General features: G+C 62.5%; 14 protein-coding genes. 9 read left to right on the plus strand and 5 right to left on the minus strand.

The genetic code is table 11. The annotated features are described in order from the left end of the window. The first annotated feature begins 78 nt into the window (after positions 1 to 78). Positions 79 to 954, plus strand: a complete 876-nt coding sequence (locus B0G62_RS21600) for a LysR substrate-binding domain-containing protein (protein WP_103706243.1) — start codon at positions 79 to 81, stop codon at positions 952 to 954. Positions 955 to 978: 24 nt separating this feature from the next. Here the strand turns inward: B0G62_RS21600 and B0G62_RS21605 are convergent, their stop codons facing one another. Continuing rightward, a complete protein-coding gene (locus B0G62_RS21605; RefSeq protein WP_103706244.1) occupies positions 979 to 1,650 on the minus strand; it encodes a glutathione S-transferase family protein in 672 nt (223 codons plus the stop codon). 233 nt (positions 1,651 to 1,883) lie between these two features. Between B0G62_RS21605 and B0G62_RS21610 the strand changes: the two genes are divergently transcribed. Next, a complete protein-coding gene (locus B0G62_RS21610; protein ID WP_103706245.1) occupies positions 1,884 to 3,245 on the plus strand; it encodes a polyhydroxyalkanoate depolymerase in 1,362 nt (453 codons plus the stop codon). A 112-nt stretch (positions 3,246 to 3,357) separates the two neighbouring features. Then, entirely contained in the window at positions 3,358 to 4,479 is a 1,122-nt protein-coding gene (locus B0G62_RS21615; protein WP_103706246.1) for a GGDEF domain-containing protein, read from the plus strand. 39 nt (positions 4,480 to 4,518) lie between these two features. Here B0G62_RS21615 and B0G62_RS21620 read toward each other — a convergent pair whose 3' ends face one another. Beyond that, positions 4,519 to 5,280: a YkgJ family cysteine cluster protein gene (locus B0G62_RS21620; RefSeq protein WP_244193330.1), complete on the minus strand. Its 762-nt coding sequence runs from the start codon at positions 5,278 to 5,280 to the stop codon at positions 4,519 to 4,521. A gap of 583 nt (positions 5,281 to 5,863) precedes the next feature. Here B0G62_RS21620 and B0G62_RS21625 point away from each other — a divergent pair. The 5 genes from B0G62_RS21625 to B0G62_RS21645 all read left to right on the plus strand — a co-directional run bounded on the left by B0G62_RS21625 (position 5,864) and on the right by B0G62_RS21645 (position 10,562). Further along, positions 5,864 to 6,121, plus strand: a complete 258-nt coding sequence (locus B0G62_RS21625) for a helix-turn-helix domain-containing protein (protein ID WP_244193331.1) — start codon at positions 5,864 to 5,866, stop codon at positions 6,119 to 6,121. 2 nt (positions 6,122 to 6,123) lie between these two features. Continuing rightward, entirely contained in the window at positions 6,124 to 6,915 is a 792-nt protein-coding gene (locus B0G62_RS21630; RefSeq protein ID WP_103706249.1) for an IclR family transcriptional regulator, read from the plus strand. Between the two features lie 133 nt (positions 6,916 to 7,048). Then, positions 7,049 to 7,483, plus strand: coding sequence for a phosphate-starvation-inducible protein PsiE (locus tag B0G62_RS21635; protein ID WP_103706250.1), 435 nt, complete (start codon positions 7,049 to 7,051; stop codon positions 7,481 to 7,483). A gap of 353 nt (positions 7,484 to 7,836) precedes the next feature. Next, positions 7,837 to 8,745, plus strand: coding sequence for a choline ABC transporter substrate-binding protein (locus B0G62_RS21640; protein ID WP_407671202.1), 909 nt, complete (start codon positions 7,837 to 7,839; stop codon positions 8,743 to 8,745). 173 nt (positions 8,746 to 8,918) lie between these two features. Next, complete coding sequence (locus B0G62_RS21645) at positions 8,919 to 10,562, plus strand: trimethylamine N-oxide permease (protein ID WP_103706252.1); 1,644 nt, start codon at positions 8,919 to 8,921, stop codon at positions 10,560 to 10,562. A 165-nt stretch (positions 10,563 to 10,727) separates the two neighbouring features. On the opposite strand, the gene betA is transcribed toward B0G62_RS21645, so the two are convergent. Genes betA through betI form a run of 3 tightly spaced genes read right to left on the minus strand, consistent with a single transcriptional unit; the run spans position 10,728 to position 14,585 of the window. Next, positions 10,728 to 12,449 carry a choline dehydrogenase gene (gene betA / locus B0G62_RS21650; RefSeq protein ID WP_103706253.1) on the minus strand — a complete coding sequence of 574 codons (1,722 nt, stop codon included), beginning with the start codon at positions 12,447 to 12,449 and terminating at the stop codon, positions 10,728 to 10,730. A gap of 25 nt (positions 12,450 to 12,474) precedes the next feature. Then, positions 12,475 to 13,944 carry a betaine-aldehyde dehydrogenase gene (gene betB, locus B0G62_RS21655; protein ID WP_103706254.1) on the minus strand — a complete coding sequence of 490 codons (1,470 nt, stop codon included), beginning with the start codon at positions 13,942 to 13,944 and terminating at the stop codon, positions 12,475 to 12,477. A 29-nt stretch (positions 13,945 to 13,973) separates the two neighbouring features. Then, positions 13,974 to 14,585 carry a transcriptional regulator BetI gene (gene betI, locus B0G62_RS21660; protein ID WP_103706255.1) on the minus strand — a complete coding sequence of 204 codons (612 nt, stop codon included), beginning with the start codon at positions 14,583 to 14,585 and terminating at the stop codon, positions 13,974 to 13,976. Positions 14,586 to 14,857: 272 nt separating this feature from the next. Between betI and B0G62_RS21665 the strand changes: the two genes are divergently transcribed. Then, positions 14,858 to 16,000 (plus strand): porin, encoded by a 1,143-nt coding sequence (locus B0G62_RS21665; RefSeq protein ID WP_103706256.1) that lies wholly within the window; start codon positions 14,858 to 14,860, stop codon positions 15,998 to 16,000. Positions 16,001 to 16,575: the final 575 nt, after the last annotated feature.

The following is a 16,575-nucleotide window of genomic DNA, read 5'->3' on the forward strand; positions in this document are numbered from 1 at the left end:
TCGAAATACCCGTTGAAATTCGGTGTTTCCAACGAAAATTTCGGTCGACCGGGAATCGGTCATGAAGATGACGCTCATATGACACTGACCCAGATCCGCGCTTTTATCGCCGTCGTCCATCACGGCGGTTTCACTGCCGCCGCCCGCGCGCTCAACATGAGCCAGACCACCGTGACCTCGCAGATACAGGCGCTCGAACAGGAGCACGGGATTCAGCTATTCCACCGGCGCGGCCGACGTGTCGAGCTTTCCGAAGTGGGGCTCGGTCTGTTGCCGATTGCGCGCCAGATCGGCAGCCTCGAAAACGACGCGATCTCGCTGCTGCGCGACAGCGGCGCGCTCACGAACGGTTCGCTCAAGATCGGCGCAGTGGGGCCGTTCCATGTGACGGAGATGATCGAGGCCTATAACGCGCGCCATCCGCACATGCATTTGTCGGTCACGCTCGGCAATTCGGAGCATGTGATGCGCGAGCTTGATGCCTATACCTGCGACGTGGGCGTGGTGGCGCGTGCGTCGACCGACGAGCGTTATCACATGCAGTTGTACGCGCGCTATCCCGTGGTGGTGTTCGTGCATGCCGCGCATCCGTTCGCGCAGCGCGGCGCGATCGAGCTTGCGGAACTGGCGGGCGAGCGCTTGCTGATGCGCGAAGCCGGTTCGACCACGCGGCTTGCGCTCGAAGAAGCGCTTGCCGGCATCGGTGCGACGCCGCGTGTGGCGATGGAGATCGGCAGCCGCGAGGCGCTGCGCGAAGCCGTGGCGCGCGGGCTGGGCGTGGGGACGGTATCGGAGTCGGAATACGTGGCCGACGAGCGGTTGCGCAAAGTGCGGATTTCGGGCGATCCGATCTCGACGCACATTCACGTTTGCTGTCTCAAGGAACGCCGCGAGAGCCGTCTGGTGGCGTCGTTTTTCTCTGCGGTGCAGGCCTTGTGTTCGCCCGTCAGGTAGTACGTATGACGAAATAAACTGCGGTCAGAATTCCATATCGAGTTCGTCGATATCGACAGTTTCCGCCTGCGCCGCCGCGATCCATTCGGCCACATAGGTTTGCTTGAGCACGCGCATACAGTATTCGCCGATATCGGTGTCGATCGGCACCTCGTAGGTCAGCAGGCGCGTGACGACGGGTGCGTACATCGCGTCGGCCGCGCCGATTTCGCCGAAGAGCCAGGGGCCGCCATATTGTGCCAGGCACCCGCGCCAGATCGCGACGATGCGTTCGATATCGTCCTGTGCACGCGACCAGATGCGGAAGTTCGGAAAGTGGCCGCGCAGATTCATCGGCAGCGCGGAACGCAAGGCGCTGAAGCCCGAATGCATTTCGCCGCAGACGGAGCGGCAATGCGCGCGGGCGTTGCGATCGGCGGGCAGCAGCCTGGCGTGCGGGCTGATCTCGTTGAGGTATTCGCAGATCGCGAGCGTGTCCCAGATCTCGATGCCGTCGTGCCGCAGACACGGCACGAGAATCGACGGCGAGAGCAGCAGCAGTTCGGCGCGCGCGGCGGCATTGTCGAGTGGCACGGTCACCGTATCGAATTCGAGGCCCGCGAGCTTCGCGAGCAGCCAGCCGCGCATCGACCAGGATGAATAGTTGCGGCTGCTGATCGTGAGGCTCGTATTCGTCTGATTCGTCGTCCGATTCATACAGGTATCCTGATCACTGGGTTGGGTACTGCGCACACGACGCGGGCGCGGCGCACCGTGAAGGTCGCCGCCGTGCACTACGTTGAAGCATGCAAGCGCCGCCAGGCAGCATGCGGCGGCGCATTCACCTGCGCGCGTATGAATCCCGGTGCAAGGCCCATGCCAATGCCTGCTGCGTTGGCATGGCTATTGCCTGCCATGCAGAGACTTTGTTTGCATTGAGCGCCGCTACCATGAATCTGTTTGCCTATCCCGCGTATCAGGCATTCGCGGACCTCATGCGTCCATGGCGTGCCGCCGCGTCGCTTACGCGCGCGTCGTTGGCCGCATGGCCCGCGCTTGCAGCGGGCTTCGATGTGCGTGAGATCGAAGCATGGTGCGAATTGATCGAACTTGCCGGACTCACCCACGCACGGCCGCCGTTCGGTATCGATTCGGTGCTGGTAAACGGCGAGCGCGTGGCCGTGAGCGAAGAAGTGGCGAAGCGCACGCCGTTCGCGACGCTGCTGCACTTTCGCAAGGAGCGACAAGACGCGGGTGCAGCGCAGCCGCGCGTGCTACTGGTCGCGCCGATGTCGGGGCACTTCGCCACGCTGTTGCGTGGCACCGTGCGCACCATGCTCGCCGATCACGACGTCTATATCACCGACTGGCACAACCCGCGCGATGTGCCGCTGGCGGCGGGGCGTTTCGGTTTCGACGAATACGTCGAGCATCTGATGGCCTTTATCCGCCGCATCGGCCCCGATGCGCATCTGGTGGCGATCTGCCAGCCGACGGTGGCCGCGCTCGCGGCGGTGGCGCTGATGGCCGCGGACAACGATCCCGCACAGCCCGCGAGCATGACGCTGATGGCGGGCCCCATCGATTGCCGCGTCAATCCCACCGCAGTCAACGATCTGGCCAATAGCAAGCCAATCGAATGGTTCGAGGACAATCTGATCGGCGCGGTGCCGGGTCGCTTCGCGGGCGCGCAGCGGCGCGTATATCCGGGCTTCGTGCAACTGGGCGCGTTTATGTCGATGAATCTCGAACGGCATTTAGCGTCATTTGCCGAAATGCGCCGCGAGCGCGCCCAGGGCGACGCCGCGAAAGCGCAGGCGATCCGCGTATTCTACGAAGAGTATTTCGCCACTAGCGACCTGACGGCGGAGTTCTATCTGGAGACGGTGCGTACCGTGTTTCAGGAATATGCGTTGCCGCTTGGCAAACTCAAGGTGGGCGAGCGGCTTGTCGAGCCGCATGCGATCCGGCACACCGCGCTTCTTACCGTCGAAGGTGAAAAGGACGATATCTGCGCGGTGGGGCAGACCGTGGCGGCGCAGGAACTCTGCTCGGGGCTGCGGCCATATATGAAAACCCATCACGTACAAACGGGCGCGGGGCATTATGGCGTATTCAACGGGCGGCGCTGGGACACGCAGATTTACCCGCTCGTGCGCTCGACCATTCATGCTCATGAACCGCGCGCGCGGCGCATCGGCGCGTCATCCGAAGCGCTCGGGTCCAGTCAGGTGACGTTGCGGGCCTTGCTGGATGCCGAAGCGCATGCGGCGGCGGCCATCGCCAAGGCGGCGGAAGTGCAGCCAAAATGATGCGGCGCGGCGCCGGCATGCACGAAGCCGCCCATGAGGCATTGCGGAAAACAGACTAAAGCCGCATTGCGGAATTGCCGATAAGCAAGGGGTCTCCACACCCGATGCTCCCGTGACCGAATCGACCAACATCGGCGAGCGCCTGCGTTCGCTCGTGAACACTGTCCAGCGCAACGAGCGCGCGCTGCAACGTTTCCAGCAAATCGAACTGCGTCTCATCGAGGCCGAGGACTTCGCGGCTTTTCTCGGCATCCTGACCGGTGAACTCGCGCAGGTATTCGATTTGTGCGCGGCGACGCTTTGGCTCGACGACGGCGCGCGCCTGGCCGCCGAACTGCACGCCGCCGTCGCGCAGTCCGCGCCCGCGAGCGGGCAACTGCGTTGGGGACGCACTGCGGGACTGGAACTGTCCGCGACAGCGCCGCAACTCGGCCTGGTGGGGGCGTTCAGCGCCGAAGTCCGCGCGGCGCTGCTTGGATCGACGCCGGAGAGCGCGAGCGCCGCCATCCTGCCGTTGCGTCACCGTTCGGGATTGCTCGGCTATCTGAGCCTTGTGAGCGAGAGCAACGAGCGCTTCGTGGAAGGTATGGCGACCGATCTGCTGGCTCGCTTCGCGGGTTTCGTCAGTGCGGGACTGGTCAATGTGGCGCAGCGCGAGCAATTGAAGCATCTGGGCATGACCGATTCGCTGACGGGGCTGCCCAACCGTCGATACGTCGAAATGCGGCTCGAAGAGGAGTTGCAGCGCGCGGCGCGCCATGCGGTGTCCGTTGCCTGCCTGTTCATGGATCTCGACCACTTCAAGAAGGTGAACGACACGCACGGTCACGCGGTGGGTGATCGCGTGCTGGCCGCCGTGGGCGCGTGCATCCGTGCGGCGGTGCGCTTGGGCGAGACGGTTGCACGCTTCGGCGGCGAGGAGTTTGTCGCCGTGCTGCAAGGCGATTGCGCCAATGCGAACGTGGTGGCGGAACGCGTGCGCCGCGCCGTCGAAGCGCTCGTCGTGCGCGATAACGACGGCGGGGAAGTGCCGGTCACGCTGTCGATCGGTGTGGCCGTGATGCCAGGGACGACCGCCGACAAGGGCGCTGCGGCGCGCGCGTTGATCGAGGCCGCCGATGGCGCGCTCTATCGCGCGAAACGCTCGGGTCGTAACCGGGTCGTGTTCGCGGAAAATCACGAGGATGAGATCGCTGCGGCTGCGCCATCTGATGAGGCAGACGCGCAGCGCTGATTTAAAGGTCTGGTTTAAATGCCTGGTTTAAAGCCGGTCTTAAAGACCAATGTATTGGTAACCTTCCCGGGTTGCATCGACATCCATTGCGCCGAGCGCGCCCACTTCAATCAGCGTATCCACCGTCGCGCGACGGTTCGACACCAGGGTCCATGTTTGGGGCGCCGTGTCGTGTGCCTGCACGTCCTGCTGGACATCGATCAGCGCTCCAAGAAGGCGCTCGCGCGCGGATGTCACGATCACGAAGCCTTCGTTGACCACCGAGGCCCTGTCGAGTCCCAAACGCTCACAGAGCGCGCGCTTCATTTCGACGGACGCTTCGTCCGCGCGGCGGCTTGCATCGATTGAATCGCGTGTGACGGCATCGATCAATACGCCGTCGATGGCGAAAGGCGTCGGCGCCTGCCAGGCCTCCTCGGGACAGAGCTTGAATTCCGGCTTCAACGCGAAGAACGGATTGATTTCGGCAGGATACACGCGGCAGACGAGCGGCCGCTCCTCGTAAATGCCGCAACGTATGGCCTCGCCGAGGTTCGGGCATGGGCCCGTGAACGTCGCGGCCAGCGTGACGCCCACGCGAATGGGGAGTTCGCCGCTGGTGGCAGCGAAAGTGCGCTTGCGCTTATAGGCGGCGTAGGCGTTGTCGGCGTCCGGCTCGACGGGCCACGGCAGGGCTTCGCATAACAAATCCACCTGCCCACCGCGCTCCAGCCAGCGGACGGCTTCGGGAAAGGTGAGGGGCAAGCGGAGATCGGTGCAGCATTTGCCGCAGCGCGCGCAATCGAAATGGGTACTGTCCAACGGGGAATTCCTTGTATTCGCGCGCCAGCAAGCCGCGTCAGAATAGACGATAGCGCGGTTCTGGATAAGGCGATGTAAGGATCTGCGGGGGAATCTCGGGTTAGTTTGGTGGTTTTGCATTACAGCTTGTCAGCATTCGCGTGCTGTCCACACAACTGCGCCGTATCACCGGTCGAGCTGCCATTTCTTTAATTAGCGCGCGTTCGTACGCGCTCTATCGTCGTTAAGTGCACGTATTCGAACCAATGCGGGCGCAACGACTGTCGAATGCATGGCGAGCGCCCGGCGCTCAATAACACCGATACGAAACCAGGGAAATCCCAAAGCCCCATGAATCACGCCAGGGAAAATTCCTCATAGGTTTCGCAAACGGCCCCAGGTGCTCAACCGATCGTAGTAGCATTTCAAAAGGTAAGGTATCCGGCGCAGCGCCCACGCCCCATCCCTTCGAGTCGCTCAGACGGAGACGCCCATGGCTCCTGACAGGCTCCATTCCCCGACGCCTCGCACGAGGCTACCCAACGCCCAGCCAAGCGCGAACGACGCACCCCTGGGAAAACACCCGGAAAGCGACCCCATTGCCGTGCCACTCGCCCGCGGCCTCGCGATTCTCTGCGCGTTCGGGCGGGACAGCGCCTGGCTCGGCAACCTCGATATCGCGCTGCAAACCGGCATTCCCGCTCCCACGGTTTCGCGTCTGCTCCATTCGCTGCTTGTGCTCGGCTACGTGCAGCAGGACGAGGCGACACGCCAGTACGCACTAGCTCCCGCAGCGCTCGCGCTCGGCTACGCAGCCATCGCCGATCCGGCGAAGCCGGCGCCCGGTGCCGCCAGGGAGTGACCATGTCGCAGGACTCCCCAATTACCCTGACACTCGATCGCGGCCTTCAGGTGCTGCGAGCCTTCCGCGCCGATTGCACGCCGCTCACCGACGCGGAACTCTCCCAGCGCACGGGTCTGTCGCGCGCGGCCATTCAGCGGCTCGCCTCGACGCTGCTCCATCTCGGCTATCTGCGTCGCGCGGGCGGCGGCACGCGTTTCGAACTGGCTTCGGGCGTGTTCGGCATCGGTCAGGCGTGGCTGGACGCCGATCCCATCGCACGCGCCGCCACGCCGCTCATCCAGGCGCTCGCGGACAAGATGGGCGCGGCTGTGGCGCTCGCGGTGCCGGACCAGCTCGACATGCTCACCATCGCGTATGGTTCTGCGGCGTGCGTCGAATCGCCGCGCAGGGGTGTCGGCACGCTCGCGCCGATGGAGAGCACCGCGATCGGGCATGCGTGGCTCTGGGGCCTGCCCGAGTATGAGCGTCGCCGCTATCTCCTGCGCCTGCTGGAGGCAGCCGGCGTGCAGGCGCAAACATTAAGGAAAGCTATTGAATCGGCATTTGATGATCTGCGGGAGTGGGGCGTGTGCACCTCGCAGGAGGCGTTTGAGCACGGCATATACGGTGCCGTCGCGTTGCCGCTGCGTGCCGGGCAGTGGCGCATGCCGATGGCGCTTGGCGTGACGACCGTCGTTTCGCCACCCGGTATCGAGGCCATGCGGGCTCGCGTCGTACCGGCGCTCAGCCAGGTCGCGCGCGAACTCACCGTGCTGCTGGCCGATATTCGCGTAGGGCCGCCGGGGCACTAAGGTTCCCTCGGTGTCCCGTCCATTTCGTCGTGACCTTACAACACGGTTTCAATCCTATTTTCTTGCATTCATATTCTCGCGTTACGATTGCCCGTTCCGTTTGACTGGTTTGAATCGAAGGAACTCAGGGCATATGAAATACGAACACGCGTTGCAAAAAGCGATCAAGGGGCGGCTCGAGCGCGCGATGGAAATGGCGGAACTGTTTGGCCTTTTCATCATCGGTATCGGCACGGTCGCCGCGATGGTGCATCTGATCTGGCGCATGATGAATTCAGATGGCGTTTCTCTGACCGATCTGCTGCTGATGTTCCTCTACCTAGAAGTGTTCGCGATGGTCGGCCAGTATCTCAAGGCGGGCCAACTGCCGGTGCGTTTCCCGCTCTACATAGCGATGGTGTCGATCGCGCGGGATCTGATCCTGCGCGCGGGCATGAATACCGAACTGCATCTGCTGGCTTCCGCCGGCGCCATCGTGTTGATTGCGCTGGGCGTGCTGATGATCCGCTACGGTCAGTACAAATACCCCAGCGATACGGTCGAGCAGAAGGCCGAAGATACGAAGTAAATCCGCCTGAATTAAATCCTCCATTCTTCTGCGTTTAAAAGGCCGCGTGCACCCACACGCGGCCTTTCTGATTTCTCCGCAAGCGTCAGGTTTTCGTAACCCCGGCGCAGGCTTTTGCCGCTTTCACGCGGCCTGAAGGCCACCTCGTTCTCCCTTGTCGCTTCCGCGCAAGTCGTCGTCGCGTTTGCTACGTTCGCGCGCATTTTGCTGCGCGACGATTGAAGCATCGGACGGCTTCGCGCGCCTGATGGCTTGCAGCGCCGCTCCGCCACACGTTAGCGATCGATAAGACGACTACCAAGGAGAATGAGATGGCCCGATTCAGGACAGTCCCGGTGTGTGCCGCCGCGCTGATGGCGCTCGTGTGCTCAAGCGCTTTCGCGGTCGACCCCGCCGCGTGCAAGAGCGTGCGCTTTGCCGACGTCGGCTGGACCGACATCGCCGCGACCACGGGTCTCGCCTCGACCATTCTCGCGGGCCTGGGCTACGCGCCGACGACGACGCTCGCGTCCGTGCCCATTACCTTCGCGGGCCTGAAGTCGAAGCAGATCGACGTGTTCCTCGGCTACTGGTCGCCGACCATGGACCCGATCATCGAGCCGTTCGTGAAGGCGGGCACGATCAAGGTGCTCAATACGCCTAATCTCACCGGTGCGAAATACACGCTGGCCGTGCCCGATTATGTCTATCAAGGCGGTCTGCATTCGTTCCAGGACATTGCGAAGTTCGCGGACAAACTGCAAGGCCGCATCTATGGCATCGAGCCGGGTAACGACGGCAACGCGCTGATCCAGAAGATGATCGGCGCGAATCAGTTCGACCTGGGCAAGTTCAAGCTGGTGGAGTCGAGCGAGGCGGGCATGCTGGTGCAGGTCAATCGCGCGATCCGCGACAAGCAGTGGATCGTGTTCCTCGGCTGGGAGCCGCATCCGATGAACGTGCAGATGAAGATCGACTATCTCACGGGCGGCGATGCGGTGTTCGGCCCGAACTATGGCGAAGCGCGCGTGCTCACCGCCGTGCCGCCCGACTACAGCGCGCGCTGCCCGAATGTCGCGAAGTTCGTTTCCAACCTGCAATTCACGACCTCGATCGAAAACCATCTGATGGTGCCGATCATGAACAAGGAAGAACCGGACAAGGCCGCTGCCGCATGGCTCAAGAGCAATCCGCAGATGCTCGACAAGTGGCTTGCGGGAGTGACGACCTTCGACGGCAAGCCTGGGCTGCCCGCGGTGCGGGCTTATCTGGGCACGCAATGACGTTGTGAATAAATGACGTTGTGAATAAAAAGCAGTCGTGCACGGCAGCAGGTACGCGGTGTGCGCACTCAATACATTTGTCTGCGGATTTCCGGTGCGGGTCGCGAAAGCACCGGAAATCCCGATAGGCCCGGCAATTTTGTTCAAGTAGCGTTGAACAGAGGAGGAGATAGATGGAGCAAGCGGGAATCAGCACGGGCAGCGCGGACGGACGCGCGAGCGAGAGCCAGGGCTCGGGACTGCGGCGCGGTCTCACCTGGAAGGACGCCTTCTGGGTGACGAGCGGCGTGCCTGCGGGCGTGCTGTTCACACTGGGCGGCGTGTGCGCAACCATCGGCCAGCCGGCGTGGGCGATCTGGATCGCGTCGATCACGATGGGCCTGATCCAGAGCGCGACCTACGCCGAGATTTCCGGCCTCTTTCCCCACAAATCGGGCGGTGCATCGGTTTATGGCGCGATTGGCTGGGTGCGCTACAGCAAGCTGGTCGCGCCCGTTTCCGTGTGGTGCAACTGGCTCGCGTGGTCGCCGATGCTCGCGCTAGGTTGCGGGCTGGCGGCCAATTACGCGCTCGCCACGCTGTTTCCGCCCGAAGCGGCGGTGCGTCAGTGGCATTGGACCATCGCGAACCTTGGCTTCATCCAACAAGGTCTGACGTTGCGCATCAATGCCACATTTCTGATTGCGGCGGCGTTTCTGCTCATCACGTTCCGGCTGCAACATAGCGGCGCATCGAAGGCGGCGCGCACGCAGAAGATTCTCGGCATCGCTTCGCTCACGCCGCTTTTGATCGTCGGCATCGTGCCGTTCGTGACGGGCGATATCCCCGCGAAGCATCTGTTCCCGCTGCTGCCGCTCGGTCACGACGCGCGCGGCAATCTCACGGCGTCGCTATTCGGCGCATGGAACGGGCAGGGCGTGGTGATGGCGTTAGGCGCGATGTTCATGGCGGGTTGGGCTTCATACGGTTTTGAAACCGCGGTCTGTTATACGCGCGAATTCCGCGATCCGCGCCGCGATACGGCGCGCGCAATCTTCTGGTCGGGTGCGTTGTGCCTCGTCGTGATGACGCTCGTACCGCTCGCGTTCCAGGGCGCGCTCGGCACCCAGGCGATGCTTGACCCGAGCATCGGCGACGGCACCGGCGTCGGCACCGCAATGGCCTCCATCGTCGGCGGCGGCGCGTGGATCGGCAATGCGGTGGTGGTCATGCTGATGCTCTCGATCCTGCTGATCGTGATGACGTCGATGATGGGTTCGTCGCGCACGCTTTATCAGGCTTCAGTCGATGGCTGGCTGCCGCGTTATCTCTCGCGCGTAAACGAGCACGGCGCGCCGACGGCGGCGATGTGGACCGACCTTGGTTTCAATCTCGTGCTGCTGGCGATGTCCGATTACATGACGGTGCTGTCGATCTCGAACGTCTGCTACATGCTGTTCGTGTTTTTGAACCTGCAATCAGGCTGGATTCATCGCATGGACCGGCCCGCATGGCATCGGCCGTTCCGCTGCCCGCCGTGGCTGCTGGCGGCGGGTGCGCTGTGCGGTTACGCGAATCTCGTGTTCGTGGGCGCAGGCGCGAATCTGCAGGGCGAAAACACCTTGCGCGATGGCCTTTTCGCGGTGCTGCTGATCGTCCCGGTGTTTGCTTATCGTCACTACTGGCAGGATCGTGGACGCTTTCCAGCGGGTAGCGCGCATGACATGGAGCTGGAGGCCACGACGCGCAGCCGCTGGAAATCGCTGGCGCCCTATGGTGCGCTGGTGCTGGCCGCATTGACGGTGGCGGTTTCCCATTACCTGGCGGCGCGGGTTTAAGCGAATCTTTTAAATCAGTTCTTTAAATGCGGCGTGATATGTGACCGGAATGCCGGTTGCGTGTCACGCCGTTTATGTTTTTGCGCTGTGCTTCTATGACGATGCGAAAAGGCCCCGAATCCGCATGCAGATTCGGGGCCTTTGCTTTGGCAATGCTCGCGGCTATTAGACCGTCGCCGGTTGACCGCTGTGCTTCGTTACGGGATTCGGCGCAACCACACCGCCGCGCGCGGGCGCGCCATTCGCCACGTAATAAGGTGTATGCACACGATCGAGCGCCGCACGCCCGCGAATGCGATCGGCGATTTTCTCGGCCATCATGATGGTCGGCGCGTTGAGATTACCTGTGGTGATGAGCGGCATGATCGACGCGTCCACCACGCGCAGGCCGTCGAGGCCGTGCACGCGCCCTTCGGCATCCACCACGGCCATGTTGTCGTAGCCCATCGGACACGAGCAGGACGGGTGATAGGCCGTCTCTGCGCGGCTGCGCACGAAGGCGTCGATCTGCGCATCGGTTTTCATGTCCGCACCCGGATTCAGTTCGCGTCCACGGAAACGGTCGAGCGCGGGCTGCGCGATGATTTCGCGCGTGATGCGAATGGCGTCGCGGAACTCGCGCCAGTCGAGCGCCTCGGACATATAGTTGAAGAGAATCGACGGGTGCTGCCGCGGATCGCGCGAGCGCAGTTTCACGCGGCCACGGCTTGGCGAGCGCATCGATCCCACGTGCGCCTGGAAGCCGTGCATCTCGATGGCGTTGCTGCCGTTGTAATTGATGGCGACCGGCAGAAAGTGATACTGGATATTGGGCCAGGGATCGTCGTCGCGCGTGCGGATAAAGCCGCCCGCCTCGAAGTGATTGCTCGCACCGATGCCGGTGCCGCGCAGCATCCATTCAAGCCCGATTGCGGGCTGATTGCGCAGCTTCAATGCAGGGTAAAGTGACACCGGTTCCTTGCATTCGTACTGCATGTACATTTCCAGGTGGTCCTGAAGATTTCGGCCCACGCCAGGCAAGTCCAGCACAACCGGAATATCCAGTTCGCGCAGCCATTCGCCGGGACCCACGCCGGAGCGCTGCAGGATCTGCGGCGAAGCAATCGCGCCCGCGCACAGCAGCACTTCGCGGCGCGCATGACGCGTCACGCGCGCGGACCCGTCCATGAAGACGACGCCGCGCGCCCGCTTGCCGGAAAAGAGAATGCGGTCGGTGACGGCATGCGTCACGATGTCGAGATTGGGCCGATGGCGTGCCTGGTCGAGATAGCCGCGCGCCGTGCTCGCGCGACGGCCCTTGGTGGTCACCGTGCGGTCCATCGGGCCGAAGCCTTCCTGACGATAGCCGTTGAGATCGTCCGTGCGCGGATAACCTGCCTGCACGCCCGCTTCAATCATCGCTTCGAAGAGCGGATTCACGCCGGGCTTGCTGGTCGTCACATGCACGGGACCGTCGCCGCCGTGATAGTCGTTGGCGCCGGCATCGCGCGTTTCCGCCTTGCGAAAATACGGCAGGCAGTCCAGATAGCTCCAGTTTTCGAGGCCTTTTATCGCGCTCCAGCCGTCGTAGTCGAGCGCATTGCCGCGGATATAGCACATGCCATTGATGAGCGAAGATCCGCCCAACCCCTTGCCGCGTCCGCATTCCATGCGGCGGTTGTCCATATGCGGTTCGGGGTCGGTTTCGTAGGCCCAGTTATAGCGGCGCCCCTGCAAGGGATACGCGAGCGCCGCGGGCATCTGCGTGCGAAAGTCGAAGCGATAGTCCGGGCCACCCGCTTCCAGCAGCAGCACCTTGACGTCGCGATCTTCGGTGAGACGCGTGGCGAGCACATTGCCCGCCGATCCCGCGCCGATGATGATGTAGTCGTACTCCTGCGCGGCCATCTGCGGTTCCTCCTCTGCGGCGCGTTTAGAAGACAGGCTGATACGGGCCCAACTCGACCTGAACGGATTTGATGCGCGTGTAGTGCTCGAGTGTGGTCAAGCCGTTTTCGCGGCCCACGCCCGACTGCTTATAGCCGCCCACGGGCATCTCCGCGGGCGACTCGCCCCACGTGTTGATCCAGCAGATACCCGCTTCCAGCCGATGAATCACGCGATGGGCGCGAGAGATACTTTCCGTCACCACGCCAGCAGCGAGGCCATAGAGCGTGTCGTTTGCGCGTGCAATTACTTCGGCTTCCTCATCGAAGACGAGAATGCTCATAACCGGGCCGAATATTTCCTCGCGCACGATCTGCATATCGTCGCGACAATCGGTGAACACGGTGGGTTGCACGAACTGGCCGCGCGCGAACGCGCCATCGACGAGACGCGCGCCGCCCGCGAGCAGTCGTGCGCCTTCGCGCTTGCCGCTTTCGATATAGCCAAGCACCTTGCCGAGCTGCGCCGCGCTCGCGAGTGGCCCGAAGTTGGTGGCGGGATCGTCGGGCTGACCCACGCGGACACGCGCCACGCGCTCGATCACGCGCGCCTCGAAGGCGTCGCGCACGGCGCGATGCACGAACACGCGCGTGCCGTTGGTGCACACCTGGCCCGCGCTGAAGAAGTTGGCGGTCACGGCGATGTCGGCGGCGCGATCGAGATCGGCGTCGTCGAACACGATGAGCGGCGACTTGCCGCCCAGTTCCATCGTCACTTCCTTGAGCGACGAGCCGCCTGCGGCGGCCATGACTTTCTTGCCGGTTTCCACGCCGCCCGTGAACGAAATCTTTTCGATGCCGGGATGCGTGCTGAGCAGGGCGCCCACCCGCGCATCGCCTTGCACAACGTTGAATACGCCGGGCGGCACGCCCGCTTCGATATAGATCTGCGCGAGCCGCGAGGCGGACAGCGGTGTGACTTCGCTCGGCTTGAAAATCATCGCGTTACCGGCCGCAAGCGCGGGCGCCGACTTCCAGCAGGCGATCTGCAGGGGATAGTTCCATGCGCCGATGCCGGCCGTCACGCCTAGCGGCTCGCGCCGCGTATAGACGAACGAGCTTTCGCGCAGCGGAATCTGCTGGCCTTCGAGAGCCGGCGCGAGGCCGGCGTAGTACTCGATCACGTCCGCGCCCGTGACGATGTCGACGCTGCGCGTTTCGGCGATCGGCTTGCCGGTGTCGAGCATTTCCAGTTCGGCGAGTTCGTCGTTGCGCTCGCGCAGCAACTCCACGGCGCGGCGCAGGATGCGCGAGCGCTGCATGGCCGTCATGGCGGCCCACACACGCTGGCCGTCGCGCGCGGATTGCACCGCACGGTCGATATCGGCGGCGCTGGCCTGCTGGACCGTCGCGAGCGGGACGCCTGTGGCCGGGTTGTGGGTTTCGAAGGTTTCGCCGCTGGTGGCGTCGCTATAGGCGCCGTCGATGAAGAGGCGTTCGAGGCTGGTCGAAGTCATGCGTGTGTTGCTCCGGTTCAGGCGGCGGTTCAGGCGCGTTGGCGCGCACGCGCCGAGGCGTGCGTGTCCAGCAGGAGATCGATGTAGTCGTTGGCGAGGCGCAGTGCGGCTTTGGTGTCGAACGGCTCGCCGGTGGTCGCGCCGCGCAGCCACAGACCGTCGATCATTGCCGCAAGCCCGCTGGCGGCGCGGCGTGCGGCCGTGCGCGGCATCGCCTTGCCGAATTCCGCGCAGAGGTTCGAATAAAGCCGCCGCGTGTTGACATGCTGAAGCCGTCGCAGGGCGGGCACGTGCATGCTCTCGGCCCAGAACGCGAGCCAGGTTTTCATCACGGGGCCGCTGACCTGCGAGACGTCGAAATTCGCGGCGACGATGGCGCGCAAACGCGCGCGCGGCTGGGGCCGCGCGGCCTTGAGCCGGCGTTGCGCGGCGGCGCCGAGATCGCGCAGCACGTGACGCATGGTGGCTTCAAGCAGCGCGTCCTTGCCGCCGAAATAGTGGCTGACGATGCCCGTGGAAATGCGCGCGCGCTGCGCGACGGTGGCGAGTGTCGTACCGGACATGCCGGCCTGATCGATGCTTTCGAGGGTCGCATCGATAAGCTGGGCGCGGCGGATTTCGCGCATTCCGACCTTGGGCATGGGAACTCCAGGTGCATCTTGAAGGCCTCTACTGTAAATTTTTTTTATTGAACGATCAATCAATAAAAAACCGGAGAGGGTCTTCGATGACGCTTTTGAATAGATACGCGGCACTTTCACGATGGTCGTGACCGGGCATGTCGCCTCAAGCCTGGCGCTCGTCGCTTGCGCGAAAGTCGGGCGAGATTTGGACTTATACGGTATGCAGGTCCGTGCGCTGCGTGCAGTACGCGGCCCTTCAACCGTAGTGCGAGTCCGGAGAGACCAACACCATGAAAAGAACGAATGCGACGGCACTGAGCGCCATTGCGCTGGCGACGATGCTGATGTCCGGTGCCTGCCATGCGCAAAGCAGCGTGACCCTCTACGGCATCATCGACGGCGGTGTGACCTGGGTGAACAACGCGGGCGGCTCGCATCAGGTCAAGTTCGACGACGGCATTTCGTATGCAAATCGCTTTGGTCTTAAGGGAACGGAAGATCTGGGTGGAGGGCTCAAGGCTGTGTTCGAACTCGAGAGCGGGTTTCACCTCGGCAATGGGCAGATTGCGAACGGTGGATCGTTGTTCGGGCGTGCGGCTTATGTGGGGCTGCAGAGCGATTGGGGCACGCTCACGTTCGGTAATCAGATCGATATGACGCAGGAGATGGTTTATCTCTTCAACGTCACGGCGTGGGCGAGCGGTTATGCCATTAATCAGGGTGATTTCGATCGGATGAACGGCGATCATCTGCCTAATGCGATCAAGTTCATGTCGAATACGTATGCCGGGTTTCAGTTTGGAGGCATGTATTCGTTCAGCAATACGCCGGGGGATTTTCATACCGGCAGCGCCTGGAGTGTGGGGGCGCAGTATCAGCATGGCGACTTCGCCATGGGGACGGCTTATACGCAGTTGAATAATCCTTCCGGGATTTATGCGTTCGATCCCTATGCGATGATCGGCGTGAGTTCGTTTTTTGGTAGGCCTACTGTTAGTGTTGATCCTGCTACGGGGGCTGTTACGGATCTGTATGCCAGCGATTCTTTTCCCGTGGATAAGCAGGGGGCTTTGGGTGTCGGCGCTAGTTATGTGATTAACACCGTTACGCTTTCAGGTGATTTCACTTATACGCAGATTAAGGCTTTTGGCGAGAGTGAGCATATGCTCGTTGCCGAAGGGGGCGTTAATTGGCAGGTTACGCCTGCGTTTAGTGCTATTGGCGGTTATCAGTATACGCATTTCGATGGGCATCATTGGAATCAGCTTTCGGCTGGGTTGCATTATCTGCTTTCCAAAAATACCGATGTTTATCTGTCTGGCGACTGGCTCAAGGCTTCCCAAGGCGTTGATGCTGTGATTGGGTATAGCTTTACGCCTTCTTCCACCACTACGCAGGCCGATGTGCGGATTGGGATGCGGCATTCGTTTTGAGGTTTTTTTGTTTGTGGTTCTGGTTGGGGGGCGTTTCCTTGTTTTCTTGTCGGTATGCGAGCGTTGCCCCTGTGCGGGGCGGCACCTACTTTTCTTTGCAGCGGCAAAGAAAAGTAGGCAAAAGAAAACCGCTCACACCGCCAGTGTGACGCCGTCCACCACTCGCCCACCAGCGGAGTGGTGACTGGGCAGCGCCCGCATCACGCGTCGTACAACAGAGTGGAGACGCCCGCCCATCCGGGGGCGCTGCGCGCCCCGTTGGGCATAACCGGAAAGCCGTCGGGTGTTTTACCGCTGGTTTCCCTTGCAGACCCGACCGCTGCGCGCGAAGCGAGCAGCGGGATGAATGAGTCCTTTGTCACTTCGCTTTAAGGCGCGACAAGCGAGCAATGCCCAGTCACCACTCCGATGATGGGTTAGTGGTGGACTGCGTCACATTGGTGGTGTGAGCGGCTTTCTTTGCCTACTTTCTTTGCCGCCGTGTACAGACTGGAGACATAGCTGACAGGTGTACGAGGACATGGTTGACACTTTCGGGCAATCGAACGCCCGGAGCCACCTATGCCCTGGAACGT

This window comes from Paraburkholderia eburnea, from assembly GCF_002917095.1.
Lineage (GTDB): Bacteria > Pseudomonadota > Gammaproteobacteria > Burkholderiales > Burkholderiaceae > Paraburkholderia > Paraburkholderia eburnea.

What these genes read in the sequence shown, in the direction of transcription:
- B0G62_RS21635 (WP_103706250.1), top strand. Translation starts at nt 7,049, where the DNA reads ATGAAATACGAACACGCGTTGCAAAAAGCGATCAAGGGGCGGCTCGAG.
- betI (WP_103706255.1), bottom strand. Translation starts at nt 14,585, where the DNA reads ATGCCCAAGGTCGGAATGCGCGAAATCCGCCGCGCCCAGCTTATCGAT.
- B0G62_RS21600 (WP_103706243.1), top strand. Translation starts at nt 79, where the DNA reads ATGACACTGACCCAGATCCGCGCTTTTATCGCCGTCGTCCATCACGGC.
- B0G62_RS21610 (WP_103706245.1), top strand. Translation starts at nt 1,884, where the DNA reads ATGAATCTGTTTGCCTATCCCGCGTATCAGGCATTCGCGGACCTCATG.
- B0G62_RS21640 (WP_407671202.1), top strand. Translation starts at nt 7,837, where the DNA reads ATGGCGCTCGTGTGCTCAAGCGCTTTCGCGGTCGACCCCGCCGCGTGC.
- B0G62_RS21630 (WP_103706249.1), top strand. Translation starts at nt 6,124, where the DNA reads ATGTCGCAGGACTCCCCAATTACCCTGACACTCGATCGCGGCCTTCAG.
- B0G62_RS21645 (WP_103706252.1), top strand. Translation starts at nt 8,919, where the DNA reads ATGGAGCAAGCGGGAATCAGCACGGGCAGCGCGGACGGACGCGCGAGC.
- betA (WP_103706253.1), bottom strand. Translation starts at nt 12,449, where the DNA reads ATGGCCGCGCAGGAGTACGACTACATCATCATCGGCGCGGGATCGGCG.
- betB (WP_103706254.1), bottom strand. Translation starts at nt 13,944, where the DNA reads ATGACTTCGACCAGCCTCGAACGCCTCTTCATCGACGGCGCCTATAGC.
- B0G62_RS21665 (WP_103706256.1), top strand. Translation starts at nt 14,858, where the DNA reads ATGAAAAGAACGAATGCGACGGCACTGAGCGCCATTGCGCTGGCGACG.
- B0G62_RS21605 (WP_103706244.1), bottom strand. Translation starts at nt 1,650, where the DNA reads ATGAATCGGACGACGAATCAGACGAATACGAGCCTCACGATCAGCAGC.